This window comes from Pseudomonas sp. NPDC087803 (genome assembly GCF_044742995.1).
Taxonomy (GTDB): domain Bacteria; phylum Pseudomonadota; class Gammaproteobacteria; order Pseudomonadales; family Pseudomonadaceae; genus Aquipseudomonas.
On the sequence record NZ_JBIUVO010000004.1, the window covers coordinates 72,059 to 86,901 of the forward strand.

The following is a 14,843-nucleotide window of genomic DNA, read 5'->3' on the forward strand; positions in this document are numbered from 1 at the left end:
GATGCGCATGCTGTCGCAGGTGCGCCAGCAGTTGGGCGTCGAGCTGACACTCGCCGAGCTGTTCGCCAACCCCGAGCTGGCCGCTGTCGCCGAGGTGCTGAGCCGGGCAGGGCGCAGCACCTTGCCGGAGATTTTGCCGGCGCCGCGTGATCAGCCATTGCCGCTGTCATTCGCTCAGCAACGCCTGTGGTTCCTGGCGCAGATGGACGGCGGCAACAGCGCCTACAACATCCCGGTCGGTCTGCGCCTGCGCGGCCGGCTGGATGAAGACGCGCTGCAACGGGCACTGGCACGCATCGTCGCGCGTCACGAAACCCTGCGCAGCCGCTTCAGCCAGATCGACGATCAGCCGCAGGTGCTGATCCTGCCGGCCGAGAGCGCTCTTTTGCTGGCGGTAGAAGACCTGCGCCGGCACCCGCAGGCTGACAATGCCTTGCGCGGCCTGATCGAGGAACAGGCCTGCGCCTCGTTCAATCTGCAGCACGATGCGCTGCTGCGCGGACGTCTGGTGCGTCTGGCTGATGATCATCATGTGCTGTTGCTGACGCTGCACCACATCATCGCCGATGGCTGGTCGATGGGCGTGCTGACCCGCGAGCTGGCCGCGTTGTATCAAGCGTTCAGCCGTGGCGAAGACGATCCGCTGCCGCCGCTGGCGCTGCAATACACCGACTACGCGGTGTGGCAGCGGCGCTGGCTCAGTGGCGAGGTGCTGCAGCGCCAGAGCGATTACTGGCAGCAGACCCTGACCGGCGCGCCAGCCCTGCTGACCCTGCCCACCGACCGTCCGCGTCCGCCACAGCAGGACTACGCCGGCAGCCGCGTCGACCTGCTGCTCGATGAACACTTGAGCGCCGGTTTGAAAGCCTTGTGTCAGCGTCGCGCGGTGACGCCGTACATGGTGATCATGAGCGCCTGGGCGATGTTGCTCAGTCGCTTGTCCGGGCAGGACGACGTGGTGATCGGCTCGCCGGTGGCCAACCGCACCCGCGCCGAGATCGAAGGCCTGATCGGCATGTTCGTCAACACCCTGGCGCTGCGCATTGACACCTCGGGCGAGCCGAGCGGCGAGACGCTGTTGGAGCGGGTCAAGGCGCAGACTCTGGACGCCCAGGCGCATCAGGATCTGCCGTTCGAGCAAGTGGTGGACATCAGCAAACCAGTCCGCAGTCTGTCGCACAGCGCGTTGTTCCAGACCATGCTCAGTTGGGATAACAACGACGGCCCGAGCCTGACCCTCGGCGACCTGACCCTGGAAGGCGTGGCCGGCGACAGCCATTTTGTGAAGTTCGACCTGTCGCTGAGCCTCGGCGATTCGCCCGACGGGATTCGCGGTTCGCTGCGCTACGCCACGGCCTTGTTCGATGAGTCGACGGTGCAGCGCTTTGTCGGCTACTTCCAGCGGCTGCTGGCGGCGCTGATCAACGATGATCAGGCCGTGCTTGCGCAAGTGCCGTTGCTGGCACCGCAGGAGCAGCAGCGCTTGCTCGTCGACTTCAATGCCAGCGAGGTCGACTGCCCGCTTGAGCAGCCGTTGCACACGCTGTTCGAAGCGCAGGTGCGGCGCAAACCGGACGCCATCGCGCTGCAATCCGCGCAAGGCAACCTGACCTACCGCGAGCTCAATCAGCGCGCCAACTGCTTGGCCCAGCACCTGCGCGCACAAGGTGTGCAGCCGGATGCGCGGGTGGCGATCTGCGTCGAGCGTGGGCTGGATCTGGTGGTCGGTCTGCTCGGCATTCTCAAGGCCGGTGGCGCTTATGTGCCGCTGGACCCGAGCTATCCGGCGGAACGCCTGGCGTACATGCTCAAGGACAGCGCGCCGACCGCGGTGCTGGTGCAGACCGCTACTCGCGGGTTGTTCGATGACTCTGCCGTGACGCTGATCGACCTGAATCAGGACACTTGGCAACATCTGCCGGATCACGACTCGCCAGTGCCGGGTCTCAGTGCTTCTAATCTTGCGTACATGATCTACACCTCGGGCTCTACCGGGTTGCCGAAAGGCGTGATGATCGAGCATCGCAGCGCCTGCAACATGGTGCATTGGGGCTCGCAGCTCAGTCCGCCGACCGAGCACGGCGCGCTGCTGCAAAAAGCCCCGTTCAGCTTCGACAGTTCGGTGTGGGAAATCTTCTGGCCGCTGTGTTCCGGGATGCGTCTGGTGCTGGCGCGACCGGATGGCAACCGCGATTCGGCCTATGTGGTGCAGACCATTCGCGAGCAGCAGGTGACGGTGGTCAAGTTCGTTCCTGCGCTGTTGCAGCAGTTCATCGAACAGGACGGTGTCGAGCAATGCACCAGCCTGACCGATGTGCTCAACGGTGGCGGTGAACTCAGCGCAGCGCTGGCGCGCCAGGTGCGTGATCGCCTGCCGTGGGTGCGGTTGCACAACGTCTATGGCCCGACTGAAACCACGGTGGACAGCACGGGCTGGACGCTGGAACCGGAAATGCTGGTGCCGGACAACGTGGTGCCGATTGGCACAGCCTTGAGCAATACCCGTTTGTACGTGCTCGATGCATACGGTCAGCCGGTGCCGCAAGGCGTCAGCGGTGAGTTGCACATTGGCGGCGTCGGCGTGGCGCGTGGTTATCACGGTTTGCCGCAAATGCAGGCCGAGCGCTTCATCGACAGCCCGTTTGTGCCTGGGGATCGCCTATACAGAACGGGCGATCTGGCGCGTTACAACCACCACGGCGAGCTGGAATTCCTCGGCCGCAACGACTTCCAGATCAAGCTGCGTGGCTTGCGCCTGGAGCCGGGGGAAATCGAGGCGCGGCTGATCGAGCATCCGGCGATTCGCGAGGCGGTGGTGATGGTCCGTGATGAGCGTCTGGTGGCTTGGTACACCGTGCGCTCGGGCGTAGAAGCAGCCAGTCTGGAGGCCTTGCGCGCGCATGTGCTGGAGCGTCTGCCGGAGTACATGGTGCCGGGTGCGTTCGTACAACTTGATGCGCTGCCACTGACACCAAACGACAAGATCGACCGCAAAGCCCTGCCGGAACCGGGGGCCGATGCGGTGATCAACCGCCCATACGTGGCGCCACAAGGTGACGTTGAAACCGGGCTGGCGCAGATCTGGGGCGAGGTGCTTGGCGTCGAACAGGTCGGTCGCCACGACAACTTCTTCGAACTGGGCGGGCATTCGTTGCTGGCGGTGAAGCTGGTCAATCTGCTGCAACGGGCCGGGCTGCCACTGTCGCTGGCCGAACTGTTCCAGCATCCGAGCATCGAGTCTGCCGCTGCGCTGCTCGTCCAGGGCGAGGCGGTCAGTCAGCCTGACGGGCTGGTCGTGGTGCGTGCCGGGACGCACGGTACGCCGCTGTTCCTGATGCACGAATTCAGCGGCAGGGACGTGTATTTCCCGACGCTGGCCCAGCACATCGGTGGCGAGTTCCCGATTTACGGCCTGCCCGGTGTGCCGCTGGGGCAAGCGCAATTGCGCACGCTGGAGTGCATGGCGCAGCGCATGGTCGGGATCATCCGCGCCGTGCAGGCGCATGGGCCGTATCGCTTGGCAGGCTGGTCGTTCGGCGGGGTGCTGGCGCATGAGGTCGCGCAGCAATTGCTCGGCCTCGATGAACCGGTGGAGTTCATCGGCATGCTCGACAGCTACGCGCCAAACCCGCTGGCCCAGGACAAGGCGCTGTGGAGCGGCGACGGCCTCGACAAGCGCCAGTTGCTCGGCCATTGCCGTGGCCGTTCGCTGATGCTCGGTGCCGAAACCGAGGCGGCATTGGCGGCGGTGCAAACGCTGGAAGCGCAAGTCGAACAACTGGATTTCCCCGAGCTGTTCAAGCGCTGTCAGGCGCAGCAACTGACCGATCCGGAACTGGCCACGGTCAGCGCGGCGGACGCCTGGCATTACTTTGATCGCGAAGCGGCGCATCGTCTGGCGTTGGCGCATTACCGGGTCAGCCCGGCGAGCCAGCCGATCCATCTGTTCCGTGCACAGGAGTTGATGGACGGCCAGTCGCTGCCGAGCCCGACGCGCGGCTGGGAAGAGCGCTTCGACATTGGTTTGCTGCGTTGCATCGACATCCCCGGCGATCACCGGACGATGATGAAGCACCCGCACATTCAGGCACTCGGTCAGGCCATTACCCAGGCCCTGGAAACCCTGGTGACGCCGGAGCCGACGCTGTATCAACCGCTGCTGACGATTCAGACCGGGCAGCCGGGGCATGCGCCGATTTTCTGCGTGCCGGGGGCGGGTGACAGTGTCACCGGGTTCATTCACCTGACCGAGGCGATCGGCCCGGAATGGCCGATCATCGGCCTGCAACCGCGCGGGCTGGACGGCGTCAGTGTGCCGCACAGCGCGGTCGAAGCCGCTGCCGCGTTCTACCTGCGGGCCATCGAGCAAATTCACCCGCAAGGGCCGCTGCACCTGATCGGTCATTCGTTCGGCGGCTGGGTCGCGCATGCCATGGCCGCGCAGTTGCAGGCGGCCGGGCGCGAGGTGGCTTCGCTGACGTTGATCGACAGCGAGGCACCGGGCGGTGACGGCACGGCGGGCAAACCGTACACGGCCACTGCCGCGCTGCAACGGCTGATCGACACCCTGCAACTGTCCTGTGGCAAGTCGCTGGGCATTGATCCTGCGACCTTCGCCAACGCCGATGACAGCACGCAATTGCGCCTGCTGCACGAAGGCATGGTGCGCGCCGGGGTGTTGTCGGAGCGGGCGGCGCCGGACGCGATGCATGGCCCGGTGCGGACCTTCGCCAGCGCCTTGCGCACGGTCTATCAACCGCGTCTGGCCTACACCGGACCGGTGCGGCTGGTGCTGGTCGATGACCCGACGCTGGACGAGTGGGGCAATCAGCGCGAACAGGCGGCGGTGCTTGCAGGCTGGCAGCGACAGGTCAGCGATCTGGCGGTGTGGTACGGGCCGGGCAACCACTTCACGATTCTCAAGGCGCCCAACGTCTTCAGTTTCGCCGCGTGGTGGCATGACGGTCTGGCGCTGGCGGTCGGCGAAGCGCTGTCCTGAGTGTTGTTTTTCTATCAAGACCCGGCCGCTGGCCGGGTCCATCCCTGAACGGACTTGTGGTTATTTATGGAAAAGTCGAAGTTGCGCAAAGTCGGTATGGGGTTGGCGTTGGCGGCGGTGGCCGGGTTGCTGCTGTACACGGTGCAGGCACCCGCCGAAGCGCCGAAATACCAGACGGCGCCGGTCGAACGCACGGATATCGAAAACACCGTGCTCGCCACCGGTTTGCTCGAAGGCGTCAAGCAGGTGGACGTCGGCGCTCAGGTGTCGGGGCAGTTGAAGTCGCTCAAGGTCAAGGTCGGCGACAAGGTGAAGAAGGGCCAGTGGCTGGCCGAGATCGATCCGCTGGTGCTGCAGAACACCCTGCGTCAGGCGCAGGTCGATGAGGAAAACCTGCAGGCGCAAAAGCGTGCCACGCAAGCCCAGCTGAAGCAGACCAAGGCGATATACGAGCGCTATCAGAACCTGCAGGAAGATGCGTCGATCTCGCGCCAGGATTTCGAGACTGCGCAATCGAATTACGAGGTGCAGCAGGCCAATTTGCTGTCGCTGGACGCGCAGATCAAAAGCGCGCACATCCAGATCGACACCGCCAAGGTCAACCTCGCGTATACGCGGATCGTTGCGCCGATCGACGGCGACGTGGTCGGCATCGTCACCCAGGAAGGTCAGACCGTGATCGCAAACCAACTGGCGCCGATCCTGCTGAAACTGGCGGATCTGGACACCATGACCATCAAGGCGCAGGTCTCGGAGGCCGATGTTATTCACATCGCGCCGGGGCAGGAGGTGTATTTCACCATTCTCGGTGAAGACAAACGCTATTACGGCAAGCTGCGCGGCACCGAGCCGGCGCCGCAGAACTTCCTCGAAACGCCGCCGGCCGGCACCCCGAAACAAAACACCGCGGTGTTCTACAACGCGCTGTTCGAGGTGCCCAATCCCGACCATCGCTTGCGTATCTCGATGACCGCACAGGTGCGCATCGTCCTCGATACCGCGCAATCGGTGCTGACCGTGCCGGTGGCCGCGCTCGGGCCACGCAACGCTGATGGCAGCTTTCCGGTGCGGGTGCTGGACGCCAAGGGCCAGGCGCAGTCGCGCAACGTGCAGACCGGGATCAACAACAACGTCAAAGTGCAGATCAATCAGGGCCTCAGCGAAGGCGAGCGGGTGGTGATCGGTGATCCGTTGCCCGCCGTGGCGGGGGCTTGAGCATGACGCAGCCGTTACTGCAACTGACCGGCATCACCCGCAGTTTTACCGCCGGCGACCGTGAATTTCTCGCGCTGAAGAACATCAACCTGACGATCAATGCCGGGGAAATGGTGGCGATCATCGGCGCCTCGGGTTCCGGCAAGTCAACCCTGATGAACATCCTCGGCTGCCTCGATTACGCCACTGCCGGCAGCTACAAGATCAACGGCCAGGAGACCCGCGACCTCGACGATCAGGCGCTGGCCGAACTGCGCCGCGATTACTTCGGTTTCATCTTCCAGCGCTATCACTTGCTGCCGCACCTGAGCGCGATGCACAACGTCGAGATGCCGGCAATCTACGCCGGCATACCCGCGCCGCAACGCCATGCCCGCGCCCGTGAGCTGCTGGCGCGGCTGGGCCTCGACGGACACCTGACCCACCGGCCGAGCCAGCTCTCCGGCGGTCAGCAGCAACGGGTGAGTATCGCCCGGGCCTTGATGAACGGCGGTGAAGTGATCCTCGCCGACGAACCCACCGGCGCCCTCGACACCGCCAGCGGCAAGGAAGTGATGCGCATCCTGCTGGAGCTGCACGCGGCCGGGCACACGGTGATTCTGGTGACCCACGACCCGAAAGTCGCGGCCAACGCCGAGCGCATCATCGAAGTCAGCGACGGTGAAATCCTCAGCGACCGCCGCAACCAGCGCGACACCGGGCAGCTACCGAGTGAAGACGTGCCGCCAAAACCCCCGGCGACCCGCCGCCTGGTGGCCAGCCTCGGGCTGTTCAAAGAAGCCTTCAACATGGCCTGGGTGGCGCTGATTTCACACCGCATGCGCACCTTGCTGACCATGCTCGGGATCGTCATCGGCATCACCTCGGTGGTGTCGATTTCGGCGATCGGCGAGGGCGCGAAAAACTACGTGCTCAAGGACATTTCGGCAATCGGCAGCAACACCATCGATATCTATTCCGGCACCAGTTTCGGCGACAAGCGCGCCGCCTCGATCGAGACACTGGTGCCGGCGGATGTCACCGCGCTGAATCAGCTGTATTACGTCGACAGCGCCACCCCGGTGGTCGGCCGCAGCATGCTCCTGCGCTATCGCAACATCGACCTCGACGCGCAGATCAACGGCGTCAGCGAGCAGTACTTTCAGGTGCGCGGAATCAAACTGGAGGCGGGCATCACCTTCAGCGAGAGTGATGCGCGGCGTCAGGCGCAGGTGGTGGTGATCGACTACAACACCCGGCATCGGCTGTTCGCCGAGGGCGTCGATCCGCTGGGCCAGGTGATCCTGATCGGCAACCTGCCGTGCACGGTGATCGGCGTGGCGGCCGAGAACAAGAACCTGTTTGCCTCGGGCAAGACCCTCAACGTCTGGGTGCCCTACGAGACTGCTGCCGGGCGCCTGCTCGGCCAGCGCTTCCTCGACAGCATCAGCGTGCGGATCAAGGACGGCCAGTCGAGCAAAGTCGTAGAAAATCACGTCACCCAATTGATGCTGCAACGCCACGGCATCAAGGACTTCTACACCAACAACCTCGACAGCGTGATGCAGACCGTGCAGAAAACCAGCCGCTCGCTGGCCTTGCTGCTGTCGCTGATCGCGGTGATTTCGCTGGTGGTCGGCGGCATCGGCGTGATGAACATCATGCTGGTGTCGGTCACCGAGCGTACCCGCGAGATCGGCATTCGCATGGCGGTCGGCGCACGCCAGTCGGACATTCGTCAGCAGTTTCTGGTGGAAGCGGTGATGGTCTGCCTGCTCGGCGGGGCCATCGGCATTTCCCTGTCGTATGCCATCGGCCACCTGTTTTCGGTGTTCATCAAGGAATGGGAGATGGTGTTCTCCATGGCTTCGGTGGTGACGGCGGTGATCTGCTCGACGCTGATCGGCATCGTCTTCGGCTTCGTCCCGGCGCGAAATGCTTCGCGCCTGGACCCGATCGAGGCGCTGGCACGGGACTGATTGCCGGAGCTGCTTGGCCGGGCTTGCGCCTGAAGTGCACAAATCGAAAGGGACGGGTCATCAACCCGTCCCTGTTTTTCGTCCAGGCCCGCTGGCAATGGCGGCCTGACAGCCAACCGGTCCCCAACTGAATGCACCCAATCCAATTGTGGGAGCCAGCCTGCTGGCGATGACGGCCTACGAGCCGACCAATCCCTGACTGAATGCTCTCGGTCAAATTGTGGGAGCTGGCTTGCCAGCGATGGCGGCCTGCCAGACAACATCAAAACAACAGAGCAGACCCCGCACATAAACGCACCCTGCAACCACGTTTAAAATACACGAACCGTTACGCCATACCGGCTACAACGCCTTGCGCCGTTACCTACGCGTACGCCAGAATCCGCCGGCTTACACGAGCTATGCGTTGGGCTTATTGTTTCCCTGTCACTGGAAAACAGTGATCGGGTTTGGTAGCCCATTTCGGTACGGTCGTGTGGCATCACCTTATGCAGCCTCTTTTTTGCGGCTCAGCTTTATATGGTGGACATGCGTGGGGCTCATTCGTGAGCGCCGGGTTCCGTATCGACCGGTCTACCAACCCGCGCATGGCCGCCACCCATCGTTTGGTAGCGAGGGTGATGGCTCCTATTTCCCGATACGGAGCTTCATCTATGTTCAAAGCCACACCCAACCCCCCAGACGTCGACCCGATCCCGTACGACCCGGCCCTCGACCCGCAGAAAATAAAAGCCGCAACCGACCGTGCCATCAACCTCTACCTCAACTCCGGCGCACTGAAGATCTCGATCCCTGCAACACCCTCACGCAAGTCCAGCAGGATCTTCCTCATCGACCCCACCGTAGACGAAGAAACCTTGCTCGTCGAAGCCTGCGAGTCGTTAGCGGCCGCCAGCGACATGGCCCGCGATATCGGCGACGTCGTCGACAATCCACAGCGCCGGGCCATGCTGATGCTGCATCAGGTGATCATGCTCAGTGAACTGATGGTCAACCGAGTACTGGACGCCCGCCGCATCCCGAACTAATTGCCCGGTCCCCTGTAGGAGCTGCCGAAGGCTGCGATCTTTTGATCTTGTTTTTCAAGATCAAGATCAAAAGATCGCAGCCTTCGGCAGCTCCTACAGTGAGTAATCCATTCAAAGTAACTCGATCGGAGTTCCAGCTGATGCCCGAAACCCTACCCAATCCGCCGATCACAGAATCGGTATCACCCTACGAATCCCGCAACTCGAGAAAACTCCACGAAGCCGCCGAACGCGCCCTCGACCACTACTTCACGCCCGCGCAAATCATGGCGACGCCTTACACGCCCAGCAGCATGTTCCTGGTCAACCCGCAAACCGATACCGAATCCCTGCTGGCCAACGCCTGCGAATCCCTGGCCTCGGCCACGGTCATGCTCGGGGATTTCGCCGGGACGCTGGAAGGGCCGGGGCGCAATACGGCGCTGGGCATTGCGCAGGTGGTGATGCTGGGGGAGTTGGCGGTGAATCAAGCGCTGGATAGAGTCGTGCCGAAGGATTAGGCCACCCATGTAAAAAACCGCCGTCCGGGGAGGGCGGCGGTTTTTTGTTCAGCTACGGACTCAGGCTGCGCTGGTGGCGTGGCTGGTGTCCTCCGGCGAATACATCCAGCGCATCAACGAATGCCGGCCGCTGATTCCCAGCTTGATCGCGGCGCGCTTGAGGTAGCTTTCCACGGTGTTGACCTTCAACTGCAACTGCTCGGCCAGTTCCGGCGCGGTGCGCCCGGCGAGCAGGCCGATGCACACTTCGGTTTCGCGATTGGACAGGCTCAGGCCCAGTTGCTGCAGACGCTCGTTGAAGCGCAGCCGCAGGTTTTCCAGGCCCGGTTGTGCGCCGTCAGCGCCGGGCGACGGGTCTTCTGTGTTGGCCTGGTGGGGTTGCAGGGCGTGAATGTGTTTTTCCAGCATCGGCAACAGCACCGGAGAAATGTCCTGCAACAAACTCTGCTCCTGAGCCGAGAAATGTTGCGACTGGTCGTTGCGATACACCGAAATCACGTAGCGGTAGCCGTCCTTGCGCCGGGTCAGGTGCAGCTGCGAGGCATCGGCGCTGGCCGAGGCTGGCGGGTCCATCGGCTCGCTCGAGCGTGCGGCAATCTGTTCGCAGAATACCGTTTCAGCCTGCTGGGCCGAGTCTTTGCCGGTTTCCGGCGGGTTGCGATGGGCGGGGCGGCCCACCGGCTCGACGCGCATCTGGCGAATGTGTGTGGCGTCCACCGCCAATTGTGTCTGGATCAGGTCATGCAGCATCCGCGGAAAGTGCCGGCTGCCGGTGCTGGCGATGACTTTACCGATGTGGGGAAACAGGTGTGAGTTCATAAACTTCATCCATGAGTTGCAGGTGAAACAGTCCCATTCCTGACCTGCGCCGCGCATGTTCCCTGGTCGGCGCAATGTCAGGATGTGGATCCTATCCTAGTACAACGATTGAAAGACGGTTTAATGAAGGTGTTATTAGCTCATAACATCATCCACAGGATTGTGAGGTGAACTCAGGAATGGCGGCCTGCCGAGATCATTGTGGGAGCGGGCTTACTCGCGAAAGCGGTGTGTCAGTCATTTGAGAGGTTGCCTGGAATGACCCCTTCGCGAGCAAGCCCGCTCCCACAGGGTTATGGGGCAACGTGCAGTTTGATGATCGCCAAACCCATGCCCGAAGCGGATTAAGTCGGGGGCCGGCAAGTCAGTGTTGTGTCGTTGGATTGTCCGTTATGAGTTGACAGTTAAACCCTTTTCAACCGATTTATCGGTTCCGGTGGTGTCAGTAATCTGTGCCCATGTTCAACGCAACCCCAACCACCACAACCAAGAAAAGGGATTCAACCATGAGCACTGCAACCTACAACCGCCTCAACAAAGACGACGCCGTAGTTCTGCTGGTCGACCACCAGACCGGTCTGATTTCTCTGGTTCAGGACTTCTCGCCGAACGAGTTCAAGAACAACGTCCTGGCCCTGGCCGACCTGGCGAAATTCTTCAACCTGCCAACCATCCTCACCACCAGTTTTGAACAAGGCCCCAACGGCCCGCTGGTCCCGGAACTGAAAGAAATGTTCCCCGACGCGCCGTACATCGCCCGCCCGGGCCAGATCAACGCCTGGGACAACGAAGACTTCGTCAAGGCGATCAAGGCTACCGGCCGCAAGCAGATCATCATCGCCGGCGTCGTGACCGACGTCTGTGTAGCATTCCCGACCCTGTCGGCACTGGCCGAAGGCTTCGACGTATTCGTCGTCACCGACGCCTCAGGCACCTTCAACACCACCGTCCAGCAAGCCGCGTGGAGCCGCATGACCCAGGCCGGCGCACAAATGATGAACTGGTTCTCGGTCGCCTGTGAGCTGCACCGCGACTGGCGCAACGACATCGAAGGGCTGGGCAATCTGCTGTCGCAGCGGATTCCGAACTACCGCAACCTGATGAACAGTTATTCGGCGTTGACCGCGCAGCAGAAGTGACTGCAGCGTTGTGAACGCGAAAGCCTGCCCTGAAAAGTTAATGCTGTTCACTTAAGCCCGACACTGTGACTGTGGCGAGGGAGCTTGCTCCCGCTGGGCCGCGAAGCGGCCCCAAAAGAGGGACTGCTACGCAGTCCAGCGGGAGCAAGCTCCCTCGCCACGGGTTTCAATTGAACGCAAAATTTCTTAAGTGAGCAGCATTAGCCCTGAAAAACAGGCTTTTTTTCCGTTGTCAGCCTGCAGGCGTGCGGCCCAACTCAAACGTCATGAGGATTCGCAGGGAGGGCTTTACAACTGATGGTCACTCAATGGGCTTTTTCTTGGCGAGATAGGCGAGAGCGTCGTCGATACTGGCTTCAAATGAGAGGTGCTCGGATTCTTTGACTTCAGTGGGATCTTTGAGTTTGAGCGAGTTTTGAAGATAGCCTTCAGTCTCAAAATCGCCGAAGGGGTCGAAATTCATGCGCTGAGTTGCTTTTTGCAACGCCTTTTTTCCTGCAAGTAGCGGCCTTGCAGGGCCATGATTTCTGTCTTGCTCAGAACGCCTTTTCTTTTGAGGTTGACGAGCAATTGCTCAACACCGTCCAGTTCCACGACATCACCGGCCAGGCGTGTGATGGTCACCGCCATGCAACTGAGGTTGTCACGGTCGGCGGTAACCTTGTGGGCTTTGGCGAGCAAGCGAACTTCAGTCGCGACGCTCTCAGTGGCTGATCTGGTCATTTGGAACCCCTCGTTTTCTCTCCCGGAGCATAGCACGGCGTCGTTTCTGTGAGCGTGCCAGCTAACGTGCAGCTAGCTGGGAAGATACGGAAAGTAAGCGGGCCGCTACATTGACGCATGCTACCCGGCGCGTTGAAGTGAGCGCTGGCTTCTGCGGTTTTTTGATCAGACTCAGCTGGGTATTCCCAGACATTTACGGCTAATCTGCGCACTCGCTGACGACAACAAGACAAAAACAGGAGTCATTGATGCAACCGATCCGTCTCGGTCTGGTGGGCTACGGCAAGATTGCCCAGGATCAACATGTTCCGGCGATCAACGCCAACCCCGGATTTCGTTTGGTGGCGGTCGCCACGCAAGGCAAACCCTGTGCCGGGGTGGAGAACTTTCACTCGTTGAGTGAGTTGCTGGAGAACGGCCCCGAGGTGGATGCGATTGCGTTTTGTACGCCGCCGCAAGGTCGATTCGCACTGGTGCAGCAGGCGCTGGCCGCCGGCAAACATGTGTTGGTGGAAAAACCGCCGTGCGCCACGCTGGGCGAAGCGATGGCCCTGGTCAGTCAAGCGCAGCAACAGGGTGTCAGTGCGTTGTTCGCCTGGCATTCGCGCTACGCCCCCGGTATTGAAGTCGCCCGCGACTGGCTCGCCAGCCGCACGCTGCAAAGCGTGCAGATCGACTGGAAGGAAGACGTGCGCAAGTGGCATCCCGGTCAGACGTGGATCTGGCAACCCGGTGGCCTGGGCGTTTTCGATCCGGGCATCAATGCCTTGTCGATAGTCACCCGTTTGCTCGCGCAGCCCCTGTTTGTCGAGTCCGCCGAACTGCGCGTACCGGATAACTGCCAGTCGCCGATTGCCGCGTCGATCAAGATGTCCGATGCCAACAGGCTCGACGTGCAGGCCGAGTTCGATTTTGATCACGGTCACGACGAACTCTGGAGCATCGAGATTCGCTGCGCCGAAGGGCTGCTGCGTCTGGACAACGGCGGGGCGCTGTTGAGCATCGACGGCGTGCGCCAGGCGGTGTCGGAAGAGGGCGAGTACACGGCGGTGTATCGGCACTTTCAGCAACTGATTGGCGATCGGGCCAGCGACGTGGATCTGCAGCCACTGCGGCTGGTGGCTGACAGTTTCTTTGTCGGCAGCCGGGTGTCGGTCGAACCGTTTTATGACCCGGCACGCTGATCAGTTCAAGCGAGATAGCTGTTACGCGATGACTGCGAACCTGAGCGCCAGGCCTAAGCTAATGCAAAAAGGGTATTTGTTCGTGGTTTTTAAGATCGTTTAGTTTTGTCTCACGACGAATCAAACGCATCAAACCGATAGACCCCCGATTGCCATGACGGCACACGCTGAATCGATCAAAGGCTCTTCAGGTTTGGTTCACACGGGAGTGAATCATGCCGCATACCCTGGATATCACCACGCTGCCGACGCTGGACCTTTCATTGTTCGAAGGCACCGCGCAACAGCGTTATGAATTTCTTGAAAACCTGCGTCACGCCGCGCGTGACGTCGGCTTTTTCTATCTCACCGGCCATGGCATCGACAGCGACCTGCTCAAGCAGGTGCAGGATCACGCCCGGCAGTTCTTCGCCTTGTCCGAGCAGGAAAAGACCGCGGTCGGCATGATCAATTCGCCGCACTTTCGCGGGTACAACCGTGCCGCTTCCGAGATCACCCGTGGTCAACCCGACTGGCGTGAGCAGTTCGATCTCGGCGCCGAGCGCGAAGCGTTGCCGCTGAACGCGGACAGCCCGTTGTGGGCGCGCTTGCAGGGGCCCAACCAATGGCCGGCGGCGCTGCCAGAACTAAAACCGCTGCTGCTCGAATGGCAGCAGGCGATGACGCGCATGGCGCTGCGTCTGCTGCGTGCCTTCGCCCAGGCGCTGTCGCTGCGGGCGGACGCGTTCGATCAGTTGTACGGCGACAAGCCCAACGAACACATCAAACTGATGCGCTATCCAGGCCAGGCCGCCAACGCGAGCCAGCAAGGCGTTGGCGCGCACAAGGATTCGGGTTTCCTGAGTTTTCTGCTGCAAGACCAGCAGGCCGGGTTGCAAGTGGAGGTCGAGGAGGGGCGCTGGATTGATGCGCTGCCCCGCGACAACACGCTGGTGGTGAACATCGGCGAACTGCTGGAACTGGCCAGCAACGGTTATCTGCGCGCCACGGTGCATCGGGTAATGTCGCCGCCCGAAGGCAGCGAGCGCCTGTCGATTGCGTTTTTCCTCGGCGCGCAACTCGATGCCGTGGTACCGCTGTATCCGTTGCCCACCGCGCTGTTGCGCGAAGCGCGTGGTCCGGCAAGTGATCCGCTCAACCCGTTGTTTCGCGATGTCGGCTGGAACTACCTCAAGGGCCGGTTGCGTTCGCATCCCGACGTCGCCCGACGCTTTTATGCCGATGCGCTGATGCCCGCCGCAACGCTGCGCAAGACCGCCAACGCCTGACTCATCACTC

At 61.8% G+C, this 14,843-nt stretch carries 10 protein-coding genes and 1 pseudogene (1 of these 11 cut by a window edge); 8 read left to right on the top strand and 3 right to left on the bottom strand.

The features are described from left to right. The 5 genes from ACIOUG_RS06015 to ACIOUG_RS06035 all read left to right on the top strand — a co-directional run. A protein-coding gene (locus ACIOUG_RS06015) for a non-ribosomal peptide synthase/polyketide synthase (protein ID WP_401063347.1) crosses the window boundary here: on the top strand, positions 1-4,999 show its 3' portion. Its footprint begins 12,845 nt before the window's first position; 4,999 of the gene's 17,844 nt are visible here — the last part of the coding sequence; its start codon lies off the left edge, out of view; its stop codon occupies positions 4,997-4,999. Positions 5,000-5,065: 66 nt separating this feature from the next. Then, the gene (gene macA / locus ACIOUG_RS06020) at positions 5,066-6,214 is read left to right on the top strand and encodes a macrolide transporter subunit MacA (protein ID WP_401063349.1); all 1,149 of its coding nucleotides are present in this window, start codon (positions 5,066-5,068) and stop codon (positions 6,212-6,214) included. A 2-nt stretch (positions 6,215-6,216) separates the two neighbouring features. Further along, positions 6,217-8,172, top strand: coding sequence for a MacB family efflux pump subunit (locus ACIOUG_RS06025; RefSeq protein ID WP_401063351.1), 1,956 nt, complete (start codon positions 6,217-6,219; stop codon positions 8,170-8,172). A gap of 653 nt (positions 8,173-8,825) precedes the next feature. After that, positions 8,826-9,200 carry a DUF6124 family protein gene (locus ACIOUG_RS06030; RefSeq protein ID WP_401063354.1) on the top strand — a complete coding sequence of 125 codons (375 nt, stop codon included), beginning with the start codon at positions 8,826-8,828 and terminating at the stop codon, positions 9,198-9,200. A gap of 140 nt (positions 9,201-9,340) precedes the next feature. Beyond that, a complete protein-coding gene (locus tag ACIOUG_RS06035) occupies positions 9,341-9,700 on the top strand; it encodes a DUF6124 family protein (protein ID WP_401063357.1) in 360 nt (119 codons plus the stop codon). 60 nt (positions 9,701-9,760) lie between these two features. Here the strand turns inward: ACIOUG_RS06035 and ACIOUG_RS06040 are convergent, their stop codons facing one another. Continuing rightward, on the bottom strand, positions 9,761-10,519 hold the full coding sequence (locus ACIOUG_RS06040; RefSeq protein ID WP_401063359.1) for a helix-turn-helix transcriptional regulator: 759 nt from the start codon (positions 10,517-10,519) through the stop codon (positions 9,761-9,763). Positions 10,520-11,025: 506 nt separating this feature from the next. Here ACIOUG_RS06040 and ycaC point away from each other — a divergent pair. After that, positions 11,026-11,658, top strand: a complete 633-nt coding sequence (ycaC, locus tag ACIOUG_RS06045; RefSeq protein ID WP_007966399.1) for an isochorismate family cysteine hydrolase YcaC — start codon at positions 11,026-11,028, stop codon at positions 11,656-11,658. Between the two features lie 304 nt (positions 11,659-11,962). On the opposite strand, the pseudogene ACIOUG_RS06050 reads toward ycaC, so the two are convergent. Together ACIOUG_RS06050 and ACIOUG_RS06055 are read right to left on the bottom strand one after the other, a co-directional pair. Then, positions 11,963-12,121 (bottom strand): annotated as a pseudogene (locus ACIOUG_RS06050) (cell filamentation protein Fic); the annotation flags it as partial. Then, complete coding sequence (locus ACIOUG_RS06055; RefSeq protein WP_003224234.1) at positions 12,118-12,381, bottom strand: hypothetical protein; 264 nt, start codon at positions 12,379-12,381, stop codon at positions 12,118-12,120. The gene ACIOUG_RS06055 and the pseudogene ACIOUG_RS06050, both read right to left, overlap by 4 nt. 248 nt (positions 12,382-12,629) lie before the next feature. On the opposite strand from ACIOUG_RS06055, the gene ACIOUG_RS06060 reads away from it, so the two are divergent. Continuing rightward, on the top strand, positions 12,630-13,565 hold the full coding sequence (locus ACIOUG_RS06060) for a Gfo/Idh/MocA family protein (RefSeq protein WP_401063362.1): 936 nt from the start codon (positions 12,630-12,632) through the stop codon (positions 13,563-13,565). 215 nt (positions 13,566-13,780) lie between these two features. Continuing rightward, positions 13,781-14,833, top strand: a complete 1,053-nt coding sequence (locus tag ACIOUG_RS06065; protein ID WP_401063365.1) for an isopenicillin N synthase family dioxygenase — start codon at positions 13,781-13,783, stop codon at positions 14,831-14,833. The last annotated feature ends 10 nt before the right edge of the window (positions 14,834-14,843 follow it).

What these genes read in the sequence shown, in the direction of transcription:
- macA (WP_401063349.1), top strand. Translation starts at nt 5,066, where the DNA reads ATGGAAAAGTCGAAGTTGCGCAAAGTCGGTATGGGGTTGGCGTTGGCG.
- ACIOUG_RS06025 (WP_401063351.1), top strand. Translation starts at nt 6,217, where the DNA reads ATGACGCAGCCGTTACTGCAACTGACCGGCATCACCCGCAGTTTTACC.
- ACIOUG_RS06030 (WP_401063354.1), top strand. Translation starts at nt 8,826, where the DNA reads ATGTTCAAAGCCACACCCAACCCCCCAGACGTCGACCCGATCCCGTAC.
- ACIOUG_RS06035 (WP_401063357.1), top strand. Translation starts at nt 9,341, where the DNA reads ATGCCCGAAACCCTACCCAATCCGCCGATCACAGAATCGGTATCACCC.
- ACIOUG_RS06040 (WP_401063359.1), bottom strand. Translation starts at nt 10,519, where the DNA reads ATGAACTCACACCTGTTTCCCCACATCGGTAAAGTCATCGCCAGCACC.
- ycaC (WP_007966399.1), top strand. Translation starts at nt 11,026, where the DNA reads ATGAGCACTGCAACCTACAACCGCCTCAACAAAGACGACGCCGTAGTT.
- ACIOUG_RS06055 (WP_003224234.1), bottom strand. Translation starts at nt 12,381, where the DNA reads ATGACCAGATCAGCCACTGAGAGCGTCGCGACTGAAGTTCGCTTGCTC.
- ACIOUG_RS06060 (WP_401063362.1), top strand. Translation starts at nt 12,630, where the DNA reads ATGCAACCGATCCGTCTCGGTCTGGTGGGCTACGGCAAGATTGCCCAG.
- ACIOUG_RS06065 (WP_401063365.1), top strand. Translation starts at nt 13,781, where the DNA reads ATGCCGCATACCCTGGATATCACCACGCTGCCGACGCTGGACCTTTCA.